Raw genomic sequence first — 21045 nt, forward strand, 5'->3', positions numbered from 1 at the left:
CCCCCCCCCCCCCCCCCCCCCCCCCCCCCCCCCCCCCCCCCCCCCCCCCCCCCCCCCCCCCCCCCCCCCCCCCCCCCCCCCCCCCCCGCGCCCGTGTGTTCCCGGGATAATGACGTGTCCGGCACCATCCCCCGAGGAGAACGATGACCCCGCCCGTCGTCCATTCGCTGCGAGAGCAGATCCGCGAGCACATCCTCGAGGGGATCGTCAGCGGGCGCTGGCAGCCGGGCGAGCGGATCGTGGAGCGGCGGATCGCCGCCGAGCTGCTGGTGAGCCAGACCCCGGTCCGCGAGGCGCTGCGCGAGCTGGAGTCGCTGCGGCTGATCGAGTCCGTCCCCAACAAGGGCGTCCGGGTCCGCGATCTGACCGCCGCCGACCTCAAGGAGAGCTACCCGGTCCGGGCCGGCCTGGAGCAGGTCGCCGCCGAGCTGGCCGCCGAGGTCCTGGCCGAGGACGTCTCGGCGCTGGAGCGGGAGGTGGCGGCCCTGGAGGAGGCCGACCGCGCCGGTGACAGCGAGGCGCAGGCGCGCCACACGGTGGCCTTCCACCGCGAGATCGTGCGGGCCTCCGGGAACTCCGTGCTGCTGCACACCTGGGAGTCGCTGGGCATCGAGGTGTGGACGACGCTGTCGATCCGCTGGCTGAGCCCGGAGCCGCGCGCCCACGCCGAGGACCACGCGGAGATCGTCCGGGCCTTCCGGCGGCGCGACCCCGCCATCGGCGAGCTCCTCAAGCGGCATGTGCTGAGCTGCGCGCCGCGCATCTGACGCAGGCCGCCGGTGGCGGCCTGCCATGGCCGGAAATCCCCGCCCGGGGGAAATCTCGCCACAGCGGTTGATCGATCATCGATCAAAGGCGTATCGTCTCCGCCGGAGCCGCGCCGCGCGCCCTGTCCTTAACGTCGCGGAGCGGTTCAGGGGTGGCGACAGGACCCCATGCGTCATCCGTGCCCTGGCTGCGCACGGGCTCCTGTCGTCGTGCCCCGACGGGCCATGGCCTCCCGGCATGATGGGAGTCATGCGCGCGGCCCGTCTGATCAAACTGGTGCTCCTGCTCCAATCCCGCTCCTCGATGACCGGGGCCGAGCTGGCGGACCACCTGGAGGTCTCCGAGCGCACCGTCGCCCGGGACGTCCTCGCGCTGTCCGAGGCGGGCGTGCCCGTCTACGCCGACCGCGGCCGCACCGGCGGCTACCGCCTGGTCGGCGGCTACCGCACCCGTCTGACGGGACTCGGCCGCACCGAGGCCGAGGCGCTCTTCCTCTCCGGCGTGCCGACCGCGCTGCGCGCCATGGGCCTGGCCGACGCCGCCTCCGCCGCCCGGCTGAAGGTCTCCGCCGCCCTGCTGCCGGAGCTCGGCGACGCCCCCGCGAACGCGGCCCAGCGCTTCCACCTGGACGCCCCCGGCTGGTGGCAGCCCCACGACCCGCCCGAGCTCCTGCCCGCCGTCGCCGACGCCGTCTGGGACGACCGCAGGATGACGGCCCGCTACACCCGCCGCGGCGGCCCCGGCGAGGCGCCCCGCGAGGTCGAGCGGGAGCTGGAGCCGTACGGTCTCGTCCTCAAGGCGGGCGTCTGGTACCTGGCGGCCCGCGCGGGCGACGATGTCAGGGTCTACCGGGTGGACCGCTTCACGGCGGTCACCGTGGGCGAGGCCCGCTTCCACCGCCCCGACGCCTTCGACCTGCCGGAGTTCTGGGCGGAGCGCTCCGCCGCGTTCGCCCGTTCGATCCTCCGCGACCGGGTGGAGCTGCGCCTCACCCCGGACGGCGCCCGCCGGCTGCCGTACGTCACCGACCGCGTGGCGGCCCGGGAGGCCCTGGAGGCCGCCGGCGCCCCGGACCCGACCGGCCGCGTCACGGTCTCCCTGGCCGTGGAGTCGCCGGACGTGGCGTACGAGCAGCTGCTGGCCCTGGGACCGGAGGCCGAGGTCCTGGAGCCGCCGGAGCTCCGCGCGCGGTTCGCGGAGGCGGCGGCCCGGGGCGCGGCGCTCTACCGGTGAGCCCCTTCGCCACCGGTGGGCCCCTTCGCTACCGGTAGTCCTCCACCCGCGCGTCCTTGCCGCCGTACACGACGTCCTGGAAGTAACCGAAGGCGTCCGGGCGGGAGCCGTCGGTGTCGGTGAAGCCGTAGTCCTTGGCGAGCTCGCCGCTGGAGACCGAGCGGCCGTTCCAGCGCGCCCGGTCGGGGTCGGCGGCGAGCGCGGCGACGGCCCGCCCCACGAAGGCGGGCGACTCGGCGATCGCGAAGTCGGGCACCGCCGCGATCGCGTCCCGCCAGTTCTCCTCGGTCACGCCGAAGTGGTCGAGCATCTGCTCGGAGCGCAGGAACCCGGGCGAGACGCAGACGGCCGTCCCGCCGTACTCCGCCAGCTCCTCGGACAGCCCGAAGGTCATCCGGATCGGGCCGAACTTCGCCAGGTCGTAGAAGAGGTTCTCGCGGTAGGTCCGGTTGAACTCCTCCGTGCCGTCCGTGACCTCGACGACCAGTCCCCCGGGCCGCCGGACGAGCAGCGGGAGGGCGAAGTGACTGGTGATGGCGTGGGTGTCGACCGACAGCCGCAGCATCCTCAGCCCCTTGGCCAGGTCCACCTCCCAGACCTTCTTCCGGAACTCGATCAGTCCCTCCCCGCCCCACACGTCGTTGACCAGCACGTCGAGCCGGCCGTGGTCCCGGTCGATCCGCTCCACGAGCGCGCGGACCTGCTCCGGGTCCAGGTGGTCGGTGGGCACCGCGACGCCGGTGCCGCCGGCGGCGGTCACCAGCTCCGCGGTCTCCTCGATCGTCTCGGTCCGGCCGACCTCGCTGCGCCGTTCGCGCGTGGTCCGCCCGGTCGCGTAGACCACCGCGCCGGCCCGTCCCAGCTCCACGGCCATGGCCCGGCCCGCGCCCCGCGTGGCACCCGCGACCAGGGCGACCTTCCCGTCCAGCACACCCATCCCGATCCGTCCTTCCGTTCCGTCCGACCGACGGGGACGACCTTGCCACCGAATCACGACACCTTCTGTCGTGTTTTTCCGGCCATCACGCATCAGGCGCCTCCGGTAACAACACGGCCGCATCCGGCCCCCTCCGGGTGCGCGGCCCCGCGGCAGGCCCGATGCTGTTCCCGTGATGATGGACGAGACGGAGTTCTGGGAGCTGATCGACAGCGCACGTCAGACCGCCGAGGGCGACGCCGAGGACCAGGCCGACCTGCTGGTCGAGAAGCTGACGCGGCTCGACCCGGACGCCGTGCTGGACTTCGCCCGGCATTTCGAGGCGCGCTACAACCGCGCCTACCTCTGGGACCTGTGGGGCGCGGCGGCCGTCCTGCTGGACGGCGCCAGCGACGACGCCTTCGACTACTTCCGCTGCTGGCTCATCGGGCAGGGCCGGGACGTCTTCGAGGGGGCGGTGCACGACCCCGACCAGCTCGCCGAGCTCCTGGAGGACTTCGACGAGGAGGTCGACGGCGACGGCGAGGACCTGGGCTACGCCGCCGACGAGGCGTACGAGGCGCTGACCGGTGCCGAGACCCCCGACCTCGGCCTGCCCCCGCAGCCGGCCGAACCCCTGGGCACCCCCTTCGACCTGGAGGACGAGGCGGTGCTCGCCGAGCGCTTCCCCCGCCTCTGGAACCGTTTCTCCTCCTGATCCTCCTCCTGACGGGACATCATGCGCGTAGCGGTCACCGGCTCGACGGGCCTCATCGGCGGCGCCCTCGTGCCCGCCCTCGTCCGCGCCGGCCACCAGGTGGTGCGCCTGGTGCGCCGCCCGCCCCGCGACGCCGGCGAGGTCCGGTGGGACCCCGTACGCCAGTGGGTGGACACCGCGGGGCTCGCCGGGTGCGAGGCGGTCGTCCACCTGGCCGGGGCCGGGATCGGCGACCACCGCTGGACGGCCGCGTACAAGAAGGAGATCCGCGACAGCAGGGTGCACGGCACCGGCGCGATCGCCGAGGCCGTGGCCTCGCTCGACACCCCGCCCCGGGTGCTGCTCAGCGGCAGCGCCATCGGCGTCTACGGGGACACCGGCGACCGGGTCACCGACGAGCGGACGCCGCCGGGCCGGGGCTTCCTGGCCGGGGTCTGCCGGGACTGGGAGGAGGCGACGGGCGCCGCGACGGAGGCGGGCGTCCGTACGGTCCTGCTGCGCACGGGACTGGTGGTGTCCGGGCGTGGCGGAGCCTGGGCCCGGTTGCTGCCGCTGGCCCGGCTGGGGCTGGCGGGCCGGCTGGGCAGCGGCCGGCAGTACTGGAGCTTCATCTCCCTCACCGACCATGTCGCGGCCCTGCTGCACCTGCTGTCCTCCCCCGGCCTCTCGGGTCCCTTCAACCTCACCGCGCCACATCCGGTGACCAACCGCGAGGCGATCGAGGCGACGGGGCGCGTGCTGAGGCGTCCGACGCCCTTCCCCGCGCCCGCTCCGGCGCTCAGGCTGGCGCTGGGCGAGATGGCCACGGAGGTGCTGGCCAGCCAGCGTGTGGTGCCGCACCGGCTGCTGGAGTCCGGCTTCTCCTTCGCCCACCCGGACGTCGAGAGCGCCGTACGCGCGGCGCTGGCGGAAGGCTGACGCCCTCCCCCGTCCCCCAGGACGCGGGTGTGTGCCACCGCCGTGCGCCCGTGCCCGGCCCGTGCGCGACTGTTATTGACCGGATTTCTCTCTACGGTCGAGGCGAACTCGCGCATCGCCGCCGCCGGTTGAGGGCATCAGGCCCCCGAGCGAGCGGACCGACCCCGGGAGGGCACGTGCTCAGCAGCGCACGCACCGCTGATGTCGTCATCGTGGGAGCAAGCCTGGCCGGCCTCTCGGCGGCCCAGCACCTGATCGGTTCCGGCGTGTCCGTGACCGTCCTCGAGGCCCGGGACGAGCCGGGCGGCCGCATGACCACCGACAGCGTCGACGGATTCCTCCTGGACCGCACGGGCCAGCTGCTCAACACCTCGTTCCCCGAACTGATGCGCACCCCCGGCCTGGAAGCGCTCAAACTGCGCCCCTTCACCCCCGGCGTGCTCGTCCACACCGACGGCCGCAACACCCGCACCGGCGAACTGCGTGGCGCCAAGCGCGCCTTCACCACCGCGCGGGCCTTCGCGGCCGCCCGCGCCTCGCGCAGCGCCGGGCTCGACCAGGCGCGGCTGGGCGCGGCGCTGGCCCGCCTCGCCGCCCTGCCCATCGACCGGATGCTGGCCCGCCCGGACCGGCCCACGTCGGCCACCCTCACCTCGCGCGGCCTCCCTGGCCGCACGGTGGAGGGCTTCCTGCGCCCCCTGCTGGCGTCCCTGCTGTCGGACCCGGACCTCACCACGTCCAGCCGCTGCGCCGACCTGGTGCTGCGCGGCTACGCCCGCGGCCGCCTCTGCCTGCCGGCCGGCGGCGCGGGCGTGCTGCCCGGGCTGCTGACGGACCGGCTGCCGCCGGGCACGGTCCGCACCGGGGTGCGGGCCAAGACCGTGGGCACCACGGCGGTGGACACCGCCGAGCACGGCGAGATCACCTGCCGCTCGGTCGTCGTCGCCACGGGCGCCCGCTCGGCGGCCGAGCTGATCCCGGGCCTCAGGCTGCCCGGCTTCCACCCGGTGACGATCCTCCACCACGCGGCGGACGAGCCACCGCTGCGCGACGCCTCGCTGATCCTCACCGGGGCCCGCCGCGGCCCGGTGGCCCACACCACGGTGGCCAGCGAGGTGGACCCCGACCGGGCCCCGGCCGGTGCCGCGCTGATCACCTCCACGGTCCTGGGCACCGCGGCCGGCCTGCCCAGCGCGGAACTCGACCGCGCGGCCCGGGCCCAGCTGGCCCGCGTCTACGGCGCCTCGACCGCGACCTGGCGCCTGCTGGAGGCCCACCACGACCCGGACGCGGTCCCGGCGATGCCGGCACCGCACGACGTACGCCGCCCGGTACGCCTGCTGTCGGGCCTGTACGTGTGCGGCGACCACCGTGACACCAGCACGGTCCAGGGAGCCCTCTTCTCGGGCCGCCGAGCGGCCCAGGCGGTCCTCCGCGACCTGGGCGTACACCCCCAGGGGACCCCGACGCTGCGGGCGGCGTAGCGGGCGGGGGCGGGCACTCCGGTGCCCGCCCCCCGGGTCACAGCGCCGCCACCTTCTCGCGGTACGCCCTCACCGGTGCCGCGTCGCGGTACGGGTCCAGTCGGCGTTCGAAGTCGCGTACGTACTCCAGGGCCCGTACCGACCGCATCTCCGCCGCCGCCTGGGCGGCCTCCACGCCCAGGGCGCAGGCCTGTTCCAGCTCGCCGAGGCCCAGGCGGGCCGAGGCCAGCACGACCTTGCAGAAGAGGCGGCTGCGCGCGTACGCGGGCGCCCGCAGTTGCAGCGAGCGTTCCGCGTGCTGCGCGGCGGCCCGGTACTGCTGGAGGTCGCGGTGGCAGTGCCCGAACTCGTCGGCGAGCTGCGACTCGTCGAAGAACCGCGCCCAGTACGGCACGTCGTCCCCGGCCCGCGCGGTCTCCAGGGCGCGTTCGGCCCGGGCCAGCGACGCCGAGCAGGCCCGTACCTCGCCGAGGACGGCGTGGCCCCGCGCCTCCACGGCGTGCAGCAGCGACTGCACGACAGGCGGCGCCCCGGACCCGATGCCCTGCTGGGCGACCCGGGCCAGCTGTACGGCCTCCCGCCCGTGCCCGAGGTAGACGGCCTGCCGGCTCATGGTGACCAGCACATAGCTCCCGTAGGCCCGGTCCCCGGCGGCCTGCGCGAGCCGCAGCGCCTGCACGTAGTACCGCTGGGCGAGCCCGTGGGCGGCGATGTCGTAGGACGTCCAGCCGGCGAGCCGGGTGAGGTCGGCGGCTGCGGCGAAGAGCCGCCGTCCGGTCGTCTCGCCGTAGACGCCGCGCAGCATCGGCTCGGTCTCGTGCTCCAGGTAGCGCACCAGCGCCTGGCGCGCGTGCCCGCCGCCGTAGGCGTTGTCGATGGTCCTGAAGAGCTCCCCGACGGACCGCAGGGCCGCGATGTCGCCCATGGTGACCCGGGCGCCGGGTGCCCGCTCGGCGAGCCGCTGGCGGGGCAGGGAGAGCGCCGAGGGGCCCATCCCGGCCGCGCCCGGCGCCGCGAGCCCGGGCGGCGCTCCCTGCCCGGCCCGCGCCTGCTGCGGCACGCGCGCGCCTTCGCCTGAGGGCGCGGGGGGCGCACCGCGCGCCACCCGTTCGTCCGCACGCCCGATCAGCCAGTCCCGGCTCGGCACCACCAGCCCGGCCGGGGTGAACGCGATCTTGCGCAGCTCGGTGTGGCTGCCGGAGTCCTTCCGCCACAGCCCGCTGACGATGTCAATGGCCTCCTCCGGCGAGGCGGCGAATTCGAGCCCCGCGTAGACGGGGGCGCACGCGTCCAGCCCGAGGTCCTGGGCGGACAGCCGCCGCCCGAGCCGCCGGGTGAACACCTCGGCGATCAGCGCGGGGGTGGTGCCGCGCGGCTGCTGCCCGCGCAGCCATCGCGTGACGGAGGTCTTGTCGTAGCGCAGGTCGAGGCCGTGTTCGAGCCCCAGCTGATCGACGCGGCGGGCCAGGCCCGCATTGGAAAAGCCGGCTTCGGCGATGAGCGCCGCGAGCTGACGGTTGGGGATGCGCTGTGGGGGTCGTTCCGTCATCAGCCTGCCGGTCTCCCTGATTCTTTTGTTCCTGGAACGGCGTGAACTTAGCGGCCCCCAACGCCCCGAACGCCACCTTCGCCCCGCATTCATCCGATCGTGTGAGGACAGGTCAAGTAACTCCGGGAGCGTCACCCTGACGGCACCCTCCGTGATCACCCCGGGGCCGCCCGGAGGGTTCCCGGGCGCGCCGCCGTACAGTGGCAGGCCGAAGGGTCGAAAGAATCCGGAAAGAGGGAAGCTGCCGTGACCGAGCTGCGCTTTGTCCACCTGGGCTTCGGAGCGGACGCCGTCGACTACGAGCAGGCGTGGCAGGAGCAGCGGAGGGTGCACGCGGCGCGGTTCGCGGACGAGATCCCCGACACCTGCCTCCTGCTGGAGCACCCGCCGGTCTACACGGCCGGCCGGCGCACGGAGGACAGCGAGCGCCCCCTGGACGGCACCCCGGTCGTCGACGTGGACCGCGGCGGCAAGATCACCTGGCACGGCCCGGGCCAGCTCGTCGGCTACCCCATCCTCAAGCTCCCCCGCCCGGTGGACGTCATCGCGCACGTCCGCCGCCTGGAGGAGGCCCTCATCCGCACCTGCGCCGAGCTGGGCCTGGAGGCCACCCGGGTGGAGGGCCGCAGTGGGGTGTGGGTGCTGGGCGACCCCGTCGAGCAGCGCCCGGCGATCCCCGGCCTCAGCCTGGACTTCGACCCCCGGCTGACCGACGACGAGTTCGACGCCCGGCTCAACGGCCCGGAGTACGCCCCGTCCAACGCCGGCCAGCGGCGCGAGGACCGCAAGCTGGCCGCGATCGGCATCCGCATCGCCAAGGGCGTCACGATGCACGGCTTCTCGTTCAACTGTGACCCGGACAACACCTGGTTCGACCGGATCGTCCCGTGCGGCATCCGGGACGCCGGTGTGACCTCGCTCTCGAACGAGCTGGGCCGCCGGGTGACGGTGGCCGAGGTGATCCCGCTGGTGGAGAAGCACCTGCGGGAGGTCCTGGCGGCCGAGACGCCGAAGCCGCGCGAGGTGGAGACCGCGCCGGCCGCGGCCGGCTGAGGGGAATGCGCCCCGCCATCCCGCGGTTACCGAGGGCGCAGACGTAAGAGCACAGGAAATAACGGGCGTACCCTGGTGTCCGCCGAGGAATCGAAGTCATAGGGAGCCGGACGTGTCCGCTGTCGCACCCGACGGACGCAAGATGCTGCGCTTGGAGGTCCGGAACGCCCAGACCCCCATCGAGCGGAAGCCCGAGTGGATCAAGACCCGCGCGAAGATGGGCCCCGAGTACAAGGAACTCCATGGCCTGGTGAAGCGCGAGGGCCTGCACACGGTGTGCCAGGAGGCGGGCTGCCCCAACATCTACGAGTGCTGGGAGGACCGCGAGGCCACGTTCCTCATCGGCGGCGACCAGTGCACCCGGCGCTGCGACTTCTGCCAGATCGACACCGGCAAGCCGCAGGCCCTCGACCGTGACGAGCCCCGCCGCGTGGGCGAGTCCGTCGTGGCGATGGACCTGAACTACGCCACCATCACCGGCGTCGCCCGCGACGACCTGGCGGACGGCGGCGCCTGGCTGTACGCCGAGACCGTGCGCCAGATCCACCAGCAGACCGCGGGCCGCGAGGGCGGCCACACCAAGGTCGAGCTGCTGGCCCCCGACTTCAACGCGGTGCCGGAGCTCCTCCAGGAGGTCTTCGAGTCCCGCCCCGAGGTCTTCGCCCACAACGTCGAGACGGTCCCGCGCATCTTCAAGCGGATCCGCCCGGGCTTCCGCTACGAGCGCTCGCTCGACGTGATCACCCGCGCCCGTGCGTTCGGCCTGGTGACGAAGTCCAACCTGATCCTCGGCATGGGCGAGACCCGCGAGGAGATCAGCGAGGCCCTGCAGGACCTCCACGACGCGGGCTGCGACCTGATCACCATCACCCAGTACCTTCGCCCGTCGGTGCGCCACCACCCGGTGGAGCGCTGGGTGAAGCCGCAGGAGTTCGTGGAGCTGAAGGAGGAGGCCGAGGAGATCGGCTTCGCCGGCGTCATGTCCGGCCCGCTGGTGCGATCGTCGTACCGCGCGGGTCGCCTCCACCAGCAGGCGATCGAGAAGCGTCAGGCGGCCGCTTCCACCCAGGCGGTCTGAAGGCCAGGCCCCACCCGTCCGTGAACGCGCGGCCCGTACCCCCGGTGACAGCCGGAGAAGGTACGGGCCGCGTCAACGTTTCATAGGTGTTTGACCAACAGGTCATCCATTGGTAACACCATTCGGTGACGATAGGTCTACGCACAGCAGTGCGACCCCACCGTTCGGCCCACGCGCACGCCCACCCTCCACGCCCCGACCCGTTGCCGCTCCCGAGGGGAACACCGACATGCAGGCCGCGCCCGGAACCGCAGTCCTGTCGACCGCCACCCGCGCCTCCACCGCTCTGCCGTCCACCCTGTCCGTACGGCCCCCGTCCGTCACCGGGGCCCTGCGCGCGCTGGAGGGGCTGCTGCTGCGCGGCGGCCAGCGCACCGCCCGGCGGAACGCCTGGACGGCGGTGCTGGAGGACCGCCGCCGGGCCAAGGACCGGCGCGAGGCGCAGCATGTGCTGGAGGCCATGGCGGCCCCCGGTCCGCGAGCCACGTAAACTTCGCCGTATGGCGAGGAAGGAAACATCCGAGAACCCCGGGCGACTGAAGCAGATCGCCCTGACCTACAAGATGACCAAGAAGGCCGATCCCAAGGTCGGTCTCGTCGTCGCGGCTGTGGGCATTGTCACCTTCGGTGTACTCCTTGCCATCGGCTTTTTGATCGACCACCCGATCTACCTGGGCATTCTGGGCTTCCTGCTGGCCTTCCTGGCGATGGCGATCGTCTTCGGGCGACGCGCCGAGCAGGCCGCCTTCGGGCAGATGGAGGGCCAGCCGGGTGCCGCGGCCGCGGTGCTGGAGAACATCCGGCGCGGTGGCTGGACGACGACGCCGGCGGTCGCGATGAACCGCAACCAGGACGTCGTCCACCGTGCCGTCGGCAAGGCGGGCATCGTGCTGGTCGGCGAGGGCAACCCCAACCGGGTGAAGGCCCTGCTGGCGGCCGAGAAGAAGCGCATGGCGCGGATCGTCGCGGACGTCCCGGTGCACGACATCGTCGTCGGCGACGGCGAGGGCCAGGTGTCGCTGAAGAAGCTGCACACCACGCTGCTGAAGCTGCCCCGCGTCCTGCCGGGCGCGCAGGTGACGGCCGTGAACGACCGGCTGCGCGCGCTGGGTGACCTGATGAGCAACATGCCGATCCCGAAGGGGCCCATGCCGAAGGGCATGCGGATGCCGAAGGGCCGCTGACCACGACGAACCCAAGAAAAAGGGGCGGGGCGAAACCGATGGTTTCGCCCCGCCCCTTTTCGCGCTTTTCCTCGGGCCTTTATTCCGGTCGGGTATCGGATCGATATCAGATCCGCACCTGGACGGCGCGGGAGAATCGATCATGAAGTCCGCGGGTGTCGCGGTCCCAGACGACGGCGGGAAGGACGAGCACGAGCAGCGCGCTGCGCAGCAGCGTCCGCGGCAGGGAGAGCCGGGCGCCGTCCTCGGCCACGACGCGCAGCCCCAGCAGGCGCTTGCCCGGGGTGCAGCCGACCGTGCCGACGGTCAGCACGCTGAGCACGAAGAAGATCGCCACGGCCGCGTTGCCGACCCGCTGGAGGTCACCGCCGCCCAGGAAGCCGTATGCAATGAGCTCGCACAGCGCCCAGTCGAGAAGGAGGGCGGCGATGCGCCGGCCGGGGCGGGCGAGCGAGCCGGGCCCTTCCGCCGGGAGCCCCAGGCGTTCGCCCCGGTGGCCGAATTCGATACCCATGTCCTCGGCGGCGGCGCGGGGACCCGAGAGCCATGATCCGATTGCTTGCCTGTTGTCCACCCATCAAAGGTACTGTGCCCCACTGCGTTCCCCGCTGCCCGGGTACACCTCTCCCGCGCGCCGGTTAACGTCGGCGAAACAAATGGGTCATGCTTGAGAAATCCCGTCTCTCTAGGGTCGGCCTCAGCGCGCCGCCGGATACCGGACCGCGCGACCGAAGCAATCCCCGACCGCGTGCGGCCGGGCTAGGAGGAGTTGGATGTTCCAGAACGCCGACGAGGCCAAGAAGTACATCAAGGACGAGGACGTCAAGTTCGTCGACGTCCGGTTCTGCGACCTGCCCGGCGTGATGCAGCACTTCACGATCCCGGCCGCGGCCTTCGACCCGGACGAGGAGCTGGCCTTCGACGGCTCGTCCATCCGCGGCTTCCAGGCCATCCACGAGTCCGACATGGCGCTGCGCGCGGACCTGAGCACCGCCCGTATGGACCCGTTCCGGCGTGACAAGACGCTGAACATCAACTTCTTCATCCACGACCCGATCACGGGCGAGCAGTACAGCCGCGACCCGCGCAACATCGCCAAGAAGGCCGAGGCCTACCTCGCGTCCACCGGCATCGCGGACACCGCGTTCTTCGGCCCCGAGGCCGAGTTCTACGTGTTCGACAGCGTCCGCTTCGAGACCAGCGCGAACCAGTCCTTCTACCACATCGACTCCGAGGCGGGCGCCTGGAACACCGGTGCGGTGGAGAACAACCGCGGTTACAAGGTCCGCTACAAGGGCGGCTACTTCCCGGCCCCGCCGGTCGACCACTTCGCCGACCTGCGCGCCGAGATCTCCCTGGAGCTGGACAAGGCCGGCCTCCAGGTCGAGCGCCAGCACCACGAGGTCGGCACCGCCGGCCAGGCGGAGATCAACTACAAGTTCAACACGCTGCTCGCCGCGGCCGACGACCTGATGCTCTTCAAGTACATCGTGAAGAACGTCGCGTGGCGCAACGGCAAGACCGCCACCTTCATGCCGAAGCCGATCTTCGGCGACAACGGCTCGGGCATGCACGTCCACCAGTCGCTGTGGAGCAACGGCGAGCCGCTCTTCTACGACGAGCAGGGCTACGCCGGCCTCTCGGACACCGCCCGCTACTACATCGGCGGCATCCTCAAGCACGCCCCGTCGCTGCTGGCCTTCACCAACCCGACGGTGAACTCCTACCACCGCCTGGTCCCCGGCTTCGAGGCCCCGGTCAACATGGTCTACTCCCAGCGCAACCGCTCGGCCGCCATGCGCATCCCGATCACGGGTGCCAACCCCAAGGCCAAGCGCGTCGAGTTCCGCGCCCCGGACCCCTCCTCCAACCCGTACCTGGCCTTCTCGGCCCTGCTGCTGGCCGGTCTGGACGGCGTCAAGAACAAGATCGAGCCGGCCGAGCCGATCGACAAGGACCTCTACGAGCTCTCCCCCGACGAGCACGCGAACGTCCCCCAGGTCCCGACCTCCCTCCCGGCCGTCCTCGACGCCCTGGAGCAGGACAACGAGTACCTCCAGGCCGGCGGTGTCTTCACCTCCGACCTGATCGAGACCTGGATCGACTACAAGCGGACCAACGAGATCGCCCCGATCCAGCTGCGCCCGCACCCGCACGAGTTCGAGATGTACTTCGACATCTAGGCCCGAGCGGCATCCAGGCCCGAGCGACCTCACGAGCCCCGTCCCACCGCCCCCGGGCGGCGGGGCGGGGCTCTGCCGCGTGGGTTCCGCGGGGTCTCGTATCTCACGCCCCGCCCCGGTCGAGCGGGGGGCGGTCACGGGATATCTTGATGTCGAGCAATGTTGCAGACGTGGAGACGTGGAGCGGAGCACCCGGTGACTGACTCGACCATCATCTATACGCACACTGACGAGGCCCCGGCCCTGGCCACGCACTCGTTCCTGCCCGTCGTCCAGGCCTACGCCTCGACGGCCGGCGTCACCGTGGAGACGCGGGACATCTCCCTGGCGGGCCGCATCATCGCCGGTTTCCCGGAGTACCTCGAGGAGGCCCAGCGCATCGACGACGCGCTGGCCGAGCTGGGCGAGCTGGCCAAGACGCCGGGTGCGAACATCATCAAGCTGCCGAACATCTCGGCCTCGATCCCGCAGCTGAAGGCCGCGATCGCCGAGCTCCAGCAGCAGGGCTACGCGCTGCCGGACTACCCGGACGACCCGAAGACCGACGAGGAGCGCGACATCCGCGCCCGTTACGACAAGGTCAAGGGCAGCGCCGTGAACCCGGTGCTGCGCGAGGGCAACTCCGACCGCCGCGCCCCCGCGTCGGTCAAGAACTACGCCAAGGCCCACCCTCACCGCATGGGCGCCTGGAGCGCCGAGTCGAAGACGAACGTCGCCACCATGGGCGTCGACGACTTCCGCTCCACCGAGAAGTCCGCGGTCGTCGCCGAGGACGGCACGCTGCGCATCGAGCTGTCGGGCGACGACGGCTCCACCACCGTTCTGCGCGAGTCGGTCCCCGTCCTGGCGGGCGAGGTCGTCGACGCCTCCGTCATGCGCGTCGCGGCGCTGCGCGAGTTCCTGACCGCGCAGGTGGCCCGGGCCAAGGCCGAGGACGTGCTGTTCTCCGTGCACCTGAAGGCCACGATGATGAAGGTCTCCGACCCGATCATCTTCGGCCACGTGGTCCGCGCCTTCTTCCCGAAGACGTTCGCGAAGTACGGCGAGGTCCTGATCGCGGCCGGCCTGTCCCCGAACGACGGCCTCGGCGGCATCCTCAAGGGCCTGGAGACCCTGCCCCACATGGGCGAGGAGATCAAGGCGTCCTTCGACGCCGAGCTCGCCGAGGGCCCGGCGCTGGCCATGGTCGACTCCGACCGCGGCATCACCAACCTCCACGTCCCCAGCGACGTCATCGTCGACGCCTCCATGCCGGCCATGATCCGCACCTCCGGCCACATGTGGGGCCCGGACGGCCAGGAGGCCGACACCCTCGCCGTGCTGCCCGACAGCAGCTACGCGGGCGTCTACCAGGCCGTCATCGAGGACTGCCGCGCCCACGGCGCCTTCGACCCGGCCACCATGGGCTCCGTGCCCAACGTCGGTCTGATGGCGCAGAAGGCCGAGGAGTACGGCAGCCACGACAAGACCTTCGAGATCCCGGTCACCGGCACCGTGCGGGTCCTCGACGCCAAGGGCGAGGTCGTGCTGGAGCAGGTCGTGGGCGCGGGCGACATCTTCCGCATGTGCCAGACCAAGGACCTGCCGATCCGCGACTGGGTCAAGCTCGCCGTCACCCGCGCCCGCGCCACCGGCGACCCGGCCGTCTTCTGGCTCGACGAGGACCGCGCCCACGACGCGCGCCTGATCGAGAAGGTCACGGCGTACCTGGCGGAGCACGACACCGAGGGTCTGACCATCAAGATCCTGTCCCCGGTCGAGGCCACCACGTTCTCCCTGGAGCGCATCCGCCGCGGCGAGGACACCATCTCGGTCACCGGCAACGTGCTGCGCGACTACCTGACCGACCTCTTCCCGATCCTGGAGCTCGGCACCAGCGCGAAGATGCTGTCGGTCGTCCCGCTGATGAACGGCGGCGGCCTGTTCGAGACCGGCGCCGGCGGCTCGGCCCCCAAGCACGTCCAGCAGCTGGTCAAGGAGAACTACCTGCGCTGGGACTCCCTCGGTGAGTTCCTGGCCCTGGCCGTCTCCTTCGAGCACCTGGCGACCACCACGGGCAACGCCCGCGCCAAGGTCCTGGCCGACACCCTCGACCGCGCCACGGGCACCTTCCTCAACGAGGACAAGTCGCCCAGCCGTCGTCTCGGTGGCATCGACAACCGCGGCAGCCACTTCTACCTCGCCATGTACTGGGCCCAGGAGCTGGCGAAGCAGACGGACGACGCCGAGCTCGCCGCGGCCTTCGCGCCGCTGGCCGCGACGCTGACCGAGAAGGAGTCGGTGATCGTCGACGAGCTGATCGCCGTCCAGGGCTCGCCGGTGGAGATCGGCGGCTACTACCAGCCCGACGCGGCCAAGGCCTCGGCCGTGATGCGCCCGTCGAAGACGCTGAACGAGGCGCTCGCGCTGCTCGGCTGACGCCGGCCGCCGCGCACAGCGACCCCGCCAGGCCGGGGCCCCGTCACGGGGCCCCGGCCTTCGTCGTACGCGCCGCACGACCCCGGCGGAAAAGTGAATTGGCCGCCCGGTCGCACGTGATCCAACTGATCGTCATCCCGGCGTAACGGCGCCTGATGGGATGTGCCGGGACACGCTCCAGGCCCGTCCACTCGACCCCAACCCCGGGAGACGCCCGTGCCGTTCACGACCGGAGTCCGCGCCGCCGCCCTCACCGCCGCCACCGCCGCCACGCTCGTGGCCGCCCTGCCGGGGACGGCCTCGGCCGCGCCGGCCGAGAGCACCCCGCGGCTGAAGGTGCTGACCTACAACACCTTCCTCATGAGCACGAACCTCTACCCGAACTGGGGCCAGGAGCACCGGGCCCGGGCGATCACCGAGGCCGGCTTCTTCCAGGGCAACGACGTCGTGGTCCTGCAGGAGGCGTTCGACAACGCCGCCTCGGACGCGCTGAAGGCCCGGGCGGCGGACCGGTACCCGTACCAGACGCCGGTCGTCGGCCGGAGCAAGGACGGCTGGGACGCGACGAGCGGCGCCTGGTCCTCCTCCACCCCGGAGGACGGCGGTGTGACCGTGCTCAGCAGGTGGCCGGTCCTCCGCAAGGAGCAGGTGATCTTCAACGACGCCTGTGGCGCGGACCGGTGGTCCAACAAGGGCTTCGCGTACGTCGTGCTGGACGTCGGCGGCACCCGGGTGCACGTGGTGGGCACCCACGCCCAGTCGACCGACGGCGGCTGCGCGGCCGGGGAGGCGGCGGCCGACCGCGCGAAGCAGTTCCGGCAGATCGACGCGTTCCTCGACGCCAAGAACATCCCGGCGGACGAGCAGGTGCTGCTCGCCGGTGATCTGAACGTGGACTCCCACAGCCCCGAGTACGCCTCGATGCTCGCCGACGGCGACCTCGCCCCGGCCGACGCCCGCACCGGGCACCCGTACTCCTTCGACACCAAGGAGAACTCGGTAGCGGCCTACCGCTACCCCACCGACCCCCGCGAGGACCTCGACTACGTCCTCCACCGCAAGGGCCACGCCCGCCCGGCGGGCTGGCGGAACCAGGTGCTCCAGGAGTCCTCCGCCCCCTGGACCGTCTCCAGCTGGGGCAAGCGGTACACGTACACCGATCTCAGCGACCACTACCCGGTGGTCGCCGGGACCGGCTGACCGGCGGGCGCGCCCGTAGTCGATCTTTCGCCAAGGTTTCGTATGCACTGCTCAACGGGTCTGCTGCCCCGGCGCGGGCCATGCTTCAATAGGGGGCATGGCCAGCTATCAGAACACCGCGACGGGTCGCAGCGACCTCGAGCCCTTCTGGCCTTCTCGGCAGCACCACGACTTCGACCGAGTGTGTTGTCGCGCGGCGATCGCGCAGGCCCTCTCCTTCCGCTGACCCTCACGTCGAAGTCAGCCGCCGGCACCAGTCCCGGCCAAGCGGCCCGCGCGCCCTGCACGTCCTCTCGACGTCCTCGCGCGAAAGAGCTGAGTCATGACGAACCTCCGCACCCTGCCCGCCCCCGCGCAGGCTGCCCCGTCCCCCGCCGCCCACCGCCACCGACTGCGGGCCGTGTCCCCGGACGAGGTGCCGCCGGTCGCCGAACTGCTGCACCCGGGCGCCACCTGGATGCCCGCCCCGCAGCACACCCTGCCCACCCTGCCCGGCCAGCCGCCGATGATCGGCTACCTGGTCCTGGTGCCCGCCGAGCGGCACGCCCCCGAGGCCGCGGCCCCGTCCGCCGGCGAGGGCGACGCGCTGGTGCGCATCGACCCCGAGCAGCGCACCGCGAGCGTCGACGGCCGGGTGCTGGACCTCACCTACCTCGAGTTCGAGCTGCTGGCCCACCTCGTCGCCCACCCGCACCGGGTGCACACCCGCGACCAGCTGGTGACCACGGTGTGGGGCTACGGGCACGTGGGCGACGGCCGGACCGTCGACGTCCACGTCGCCCGGCTGCGCCGCAAGATGGGCGCCGAGCACCGCTCCTCGATCGTCACCGTCCGCCGGGTCGGCTACAAGTACGCTCCGCCGGCGTGACCCGCCGGCCGGTGGTGGTGCCGGGTACACCCTCCGCCGGGGGCCGGGCCCCCTGACCTCCCCGCGCCGGACCCGCAGAATGGTGTCCGGGGGGCGGGGATCGGGCCGTCCCCCGGACACCACCGGGGAGAGGTGCGATGAGGATCCGCGAGGCACTGCTGGCGGGGGCGAGAGGGCTGTGGCTCACGGTCTCCGGACTGGTGGGGTCGGCCCTGCTGTTCTGTTTCAGCCTGCTGTCGCTCGTGCTGATGGTGCTGGGCGTCGGCTTCTTCACCACGCCGGTCGTGCTGGGCGCCGTCCGGGCCTACGCCGGCCGGCACCGCGCCCTGGCCCACGACTGGGCCGGGCTGCGGATCGCCGAGCCGTACCGCCCGCTGCCCCCGGCCCGCCCGGGCCTCGCCGGCCGGGTGGAGCGGTGCACGGCGCCGCTGAAGGACCAGGCCACCTGGCGCGATCTGGGGTGGCTGCTGGTGAACATGACGGCCGGCACGTTGATCGCCCTCCTGCCCGCGGTACTCCTGCTCTACGTGGTCTGGGGGCCGGTGGTGGCGCTGGGCGTGTGGGAACCGCTCGTACGGGCCGAGGGGACGATGTGGTTCACGTTCGTCCCCGTCACCGGGCAGGCCACGGCGAACCTCGCGGCGGTCGTCGGCGTCGGCTACGGGGTGCTCGCCCTGTTCCTGAACCAGCCGCTGCTGCGGGCCCACTTCCTGCTCGCCGGGGCGCTGCTGGGGCCCACCCGGCGGCGGGAGCTGGCGCTGCGCGTCGACCGGCTCACCGAGACCCGGCACGAGGCCGTGGACAGCTCGGCGGCCGAGCTGCGCCGCATCGAGCGGGACCTCCACGACGGGGCGCAGGCCCGGCTGGTGGCCGTGGGGATGAGCCTGGGCACGATCGAGGCGCTGATCGAGAAGGACCCGGCCCGGGCCCGGGAGCTGGTGGCCGCGGCCCGCGCCACCTCCGCCGAGGCGCTCACCGAGCTGCGCGACCTCGTACGGGGCATCCATCCGCCGGTGCTGGCCGAGCGCGGGCTCGGGGACGCGGTGCGGGCCCTGGCGCTGCGCATGCCGCTGCCCGTCGAGACGGACGTCGCGCTGCCGGGCCGGGCGCCGGAGCCGGTGGAGTCGGCCGCCTACTTCGCGATCAGCGAGCTCCTCACCAACGCGGCCAAGCACGCGGGGGCCGACCGGGTGCGGCTGGACCTCCGGCACACCCACGGCGTGCTGCGGGCGGTGGTCGCGGACGACGGGCGGGGCGGCGCGGACCCGGCGGCGGGGAGCGGGCTGCGCGGGGTGGAGCGCCGGCTGGCGCCGTTCGACGGGGTGCTGGCCGTCAGCAGCCCGCCGGGCGGCCCGACGACGGTGACACTGGAGATCCCTTGCGCGCTCACCTCTTGAGGCACCCGGCGGGGTGGGTGAGAGGGTAGGCGCATGACCGACCACTCCGAGTACGTCGCGCTCCTCGGCCTGCGTCCGCACATCGAGGGGGGCTGGTTCCGCGAGACGTGGCGGACCTCCGCCGAGGCGCTCCCCGAGGGGTATCCGGGGCCGCGCGCGTACGCCACCGGCATCTACTACCTGCTGCATCCCGGCGAGCGCTCCCGCTGGCACCGGGTGCGTTCCGACGAGCTGTGGCTGTGGCACGGCGGCGGGCCGCTGCGGCTGCGGCTGGGGGGCGACGGCGCGGCCCCCGACGAGGCCGGCGCGACCGCGGTCCTGCTGGGGCCGGGCGTCGGGCGTGGCGAGCTGCCGCAGCGGCTGGTCCCCGGCGGTGTGTGGCAGACGGCCGAACCGGCGGGCACCGAGCCGGTGTTGGTGACCTGTGTGGTCGCCCCCGGCTTCGACGACGCCGACTACACCCAGGTGGAGGACGAGGGCCCGTGCGCGTAGTGATCGCCGAGGACCTGTTCCTGCTGCGCGACGGGCTGGTGCGGCTGCTGGAGGCGTACGACATCGAGATAGCGGCGGCCGTGGAGAGCGGCCCGGAGCTCTCCCGGACGCTGTCCGAGCTGCGGCCGGACGTGGCGGTGGTGGACGTACGGCTGCCGCCGTCGTTCACCGACGAGGGCTTGCAGTGCGCGCTGGCGGCCCGTAAGGAGACGCCGGGGCTGCCGGTGCTGGTGCTGTCGCAGCACGTGGAGCAGCTGTACGCGCGGGAGTTGCTGGCGGACGGCAGCGGCGGGGTGGGCTATCTGCTCAAGGACCGGGTCTTCGACGCGGACCAGTTCGTGGACGCCGTGCGGCGGGTGGCGGCGGGCGGCACGGCGATGGACCCGCAGGTCATCTCCCAGCTGCTGTCGCGGCGTTCGCGGGACCGGCCGATGGCCCGGCTGACGCCCCGTGAGGTGGAGGTGATGGAGCTGGTGGCGCAGGGCCGGTCGAACGCGGCGATCGCGGCCCGGTTGTCGGTGACCGAACGTGCGGTGGCGAAGCACACCTCCAACATCTTCGGGAAGCTGGGGCTCCCGCCGTCCGACGACGACAACCGCCGGGTGCTGGCGGTGCTGGCCTACCTGGACAAGGGCTGAGGCGAGGGCTGGGGCGAGGGCTGGGGCCGGGGGATTCCCGGGCCACGACCGACCGGTGTCGCGGAGCGGCCCGCCGTTCCCCACAATAAAAGGACAGGAGTGCCATAAGCGGGTAAAGAGGACAAGGGAGACGCGCCCATGCCGCAGTTCGACGCCTCGACGATCACCAATCTGCGCGACCTCGGCGGCATAGCGCTCGCGGGCAACTCCGCCGTCCGCCCCGGTCTGCTGCTGCGCTCCGGGCGGCTCGACCGGCTGGACCCGGCGGCCGACCCCGCCGTCGCGGCGCTGGGCATCCACACCGTCGTCGACCTGCGCACCGACCACGAGCGGCGCGAGCACCCCGACCGGCTGCCCGCCGGCGCCCGGCTGATCGTCGCCGATGTGCTGGCCGGCCGGGCGGACGGCCAGGGCGCCCGCGCCGCCGGCGAGGAGGTGCCCGTACGACTGGACGCGGTCCTGGGCGGCCCCGCCGCCGCCGAGGAGCACCTGGGGGGCGGCAAGGCGGAGAAGCTGATGTGCGACACCTACCGGGCGTTCGTCACCTCCGAGCCCGCCTGCCAGGCCTACGGCCGCCTGCTCGCCACCCTCGCCGAGCCCGACTGCGGCCCGCTGCTCTTCCACTGCACCGCCGGCAAGGACCGCACCGGCTGGGCCGCCGGCGTGATCCTGATGCTGCTGGGGGCGGACGCCGGGGCCGTGGAGCGCGAATACCTCGCCGTGCGCCCGGCCGTCCGGGCGGCCTTCGCCCCGGTCGCCGACCGCTTCACCGACGCCGGCGGCGACCCCGCCATCGCCGAGGCGATCCTGGGCGTGCGCCCCGCCTACCTGGCCGCCGCGCTGGAGGAGATGCACCGGGCGTACGGCGGTGTGACGGCCTACGTGCGCGAGGGCCTCGGCATCCCCGACGCGGCCGTGGACCGCATCCGGGCCCGCTGCGTCGCGTGA

General features: G+C 72.8%; 21 protein-coding genes. 18 read left to right on the forward strand and 3 right to left on the reverse strand.

Going from position 1 to position 21045, the window contains the following annotated elements; all coding sequences use genetic code 11:
• The first annotated feature begins 143 nt into the window (after positions 1-143).
• Both AC07BS_RS28555 and AC07BS_RS28560 read left to right on the forward strand, forming a co-directional pair.
• Positions 144-767, forward strand: coding sequence for a GntR family transcriptional regulator (locus AC07BS_RS28555; protein WP_478641150.1), 624 nt, complete (start codon positions 144-146; stop codon positions 765-767).
• 250 nt (positions 768-1017) lie between these two features.
• Positions 1018-2001, forward strand: a complete 984-nt coding sequence (locus AC07BS_RS28560) for a helix-turn-helix transcriptional regulator (RefSeq protein WP_478641152.1) — start codon at positions 1018-1020, stop codon at positions 1999-2001.
• A 28-nt stretch (positions 2002-2029) separates the two neighbouring features.
• Here AC07BS_RS28560 and AC07BS_RS28565 read toward each other — a convergent pair whose 3' ends face one another.
• A complete protein-coding gene (locus AC07BS_RS28565; protein ID WP_478641153.1) occupies positions 2030-2938 on the reverse strand; it encodes an SDR family oxidoreductase in 909 nt (302 codons plus the stop codon).
• 178 nt (positions 2939-3116) lie between these two features.
• Between AC07BS_RS28565 and AC07BS_RS28570 the strand changes: the two genes are divergently transcribed.
• The 3 genes from AC07BS_RS28570 to AC07BS_RS28580 all read left to right on the forward strand — a co-directional run bounded on the left by AC07BS_RS28570 (position 3117) and on the right by AC07BS_RS28580 (position 6037).
• A complete protein-coding gene (locus AC07BS_RS28570) occupies positions 3117-3635 on the forward strand; it encodes a DUF4240 domain-containing protein (RefSeq protein ID WP_478642065.1) in 519 nt (172 codons plus the stop codon).
• 21 nt (positions 3636-3656) lie between these two features.
• On the forward strand, positions 3657-4553 hold the full coding sequence (locus tag AC07BS_RS28575) for a TIGR01777 family oxidoreductase (RefSeq protein ID WP_478641155.1): 897 nt from the start codon (positions 3657-3659) through the stop codon (positions 4551-4553).
• A 176-nt stretch (positions 4554-4729) separates the two neighbouring features.
• Positions 4730-6037, forward strand: coding sequence for an NAD(P)/FAD-dependent oxidoreductase (locus tag AC07BS_RS28580; protein WP_478934924.1), 1308 nt, complete (start codon positions 4730-4732; stop codon positions 6035-6037).
• Between the two features lie 37 nt (positions 6038-6074).
• On the opposite strand, the gene AC07BS_RS28585 is transcribed toward AC07BS_RS28580, so the two are convergent.
• On the reverse strand, positions 6075-7586 hold the full coding sequence (locus AC07BS_RS28585; RefSeq protein ID WP_478641157.1) for a regulator: 1512 nt from the start codon (positions 7584-7586) through the stop codon (positions 6075-6077).
• A gap of 246 nt (positions 7587-7832) precedes the next feature.
• Here AC07BS_RS28585 and lipB point away from each other — a divergent pair, with 246 nt between their 5' ends.
• The 4 genes from lipB (at position 7833) to AC07BS_RS28605 (ending at position 10901) form a co-directional block, all read left to right on the forward strand.
• Positions 7833-8639, forward strand: coding sequence for a lipoyl(octanoyl) transferase LipB (gene lipB, locus AC07BS_RS28590; protein ID WP_478641159.1), 807 nt, complete (start codon positions 7833-7835; stop codon positions 8637-8639).
• Positions 8640-8751: 112 nt separating this feature from the next.
• Positions 8752-9717, forward strand: coding sequence for a lipoyl synthase (gene lipA / locus AC07BS_RS28595; protein WP_478641161.1), 966 nt, complete (start codon positions 8752-8754; stop codon positions 9715-9717).
• A 229-nt stretch (positions 9718-9946) separates the two neighbouring features.
• The gene (locus AC07BS_RS28600) at positions 9947-10207 is read left to right on the forward strand and encodes an SCO2195 family GlnR-regulated protein (protein WP_478641162.1); all 261 of its coding nucleotides are present in this window, start codon (positions 9947-9949) and stop codon (positions 10205-10207) included.
• Between the two features lie 10 nt (positions 10208-10217).
• Entirely contained in the window at positions 10218-10901 is a 684-nt protein-coding gene (locus AC07BS_RS28605) for a DUF4191 domain-containing protein (RefSeq protein ID WP_478641164.1), read from the forward strand.
• A 106-nt stretch (positions 10902-11007) separates the two neighbouring features.
• Here AC07BS_RS28605 and AC07BS_RS28610 read toward each other — a convergent pair whose 3' ends face one another.
• Positions 11008-11475: an RDD family protein gene (locus tag AC07BS_RS28610; RefSeq protein ID WP_478641166.1), complete on the reverse strand. Its 468-nt coding sequence runs from the start codon at positions 11473-11475 to the stop codon at positions 11008-11010.
• A 199-nt stretch (positions 11476-11674) separates the two neighbouring features.
• Between AC07BS_RS28610 and glnA the strand changes: the two genes are divergently transcribed.
• The 9 genes from glnA to AC07BS_RS28655 all read left to right on the forward strand — a co-directional run bounded on the left by glnA (position 11675) and on the right by AC07BS_RS28655 (position 21045).
• Positions 11675-13084, forward strand: coding sequence for a type I glutamate--ammonia ligase (glnA, locus tag AC07BS_RS28615; protein WP_478641168.1), 1410 nt, complete (start codon positions 11675-11677; stop codon positions 13082-13084).
• Positions 13085-13279: 195 nt separating this feature from the next.
• Complete coding sequence (locus tag AC07BS_RS28620) at positions 13280-15502, forward strand: NADP-dependent isocitrate dehydrogenase (RefSeq protein WP_478641169.1); 2223 nt, start codon at positions 13280-13282, stop codon at positions 15500-15502.
• Between the two features lie 216 nt (positions 15503-15718).
• Positions 15719-16702: a sphingomyelin phosphodiesterase gene (sph, locus tag AC07BS_RS28625; RefSeq protein WP_478934925.1), complete on the forward strand. Its 984-nt coding sequence runs from the start codon at positions 15719-15721 to the stop codon at positions 16700-16702.
• A gap of 97 nt (positions 16703-16799) precedes the next feature.
• Complete coding sequence (locus AC07BS_RS28630) at positions 16800-16928, forward strand: hypothetical protein (protein WP_478641172.1); 129 nt, start codon at positions 16800-16802, stop codon at positions 16926-16928.
• A gap of 96 nt (positions 16929-17024) precedes the next feature.
• Entirely contained in the window at positions 17025-17570 is a 546-nt protein-coding gene (locus AC07BS_RS28635; protein ID WP_478641173.1) for a winged helix-turn-helix domain-containing protein, read from the forward strand.
• Between the two features lie 137 nt (positions 17571-17707).
• Positions 17708-18967 (forward strand): sensor histidine kinase, encoded by a 1260-nt coding sequence (locus tag AC07BS_RS28640; RefSeq protein WP_478934926.1) that lies wholly within the window; start codon positions 17708-17710, stop codon positions 18965-18967.
• Positions 18968-19000: 33 nt separating this feature from the next.
• Positions 19001-19459, forward strand: coding sequence for a cupin domain-containing protein (locus AC07BS_RS28645; RefSeq protein WP_478641177.1), 459 nt, complete (start codon positions 19001-19003; stop codon positions 19457-19459).
• Positions 19450-20097, forward strand: coding sequence for a response regulator transcription factor (locus AC07BS_RS28650; RefSeq protein WP_478934927.1), 648 nt, complete (start codon positions 19450-19452; stop codon positions 20095-20097). Before AC07BS_RS28645 ends, AC07BS_RS28650 begins: the two co-directional genes overlap by 10 nt.
• Positions 20098-20235: 138 nt before the next feature.
• Entirely contained in the window at positions 20236-21045 is an 810-nt protein-coding gene (locus AC07BS_RS28655; protein WP_478641179.1) for a tyrosine-protein phosphatase, read from the forward strand.

The sequence above is a fragment of the Streptomyces sp. NPDC044063 genome (genome assembly GCF_056434285.1).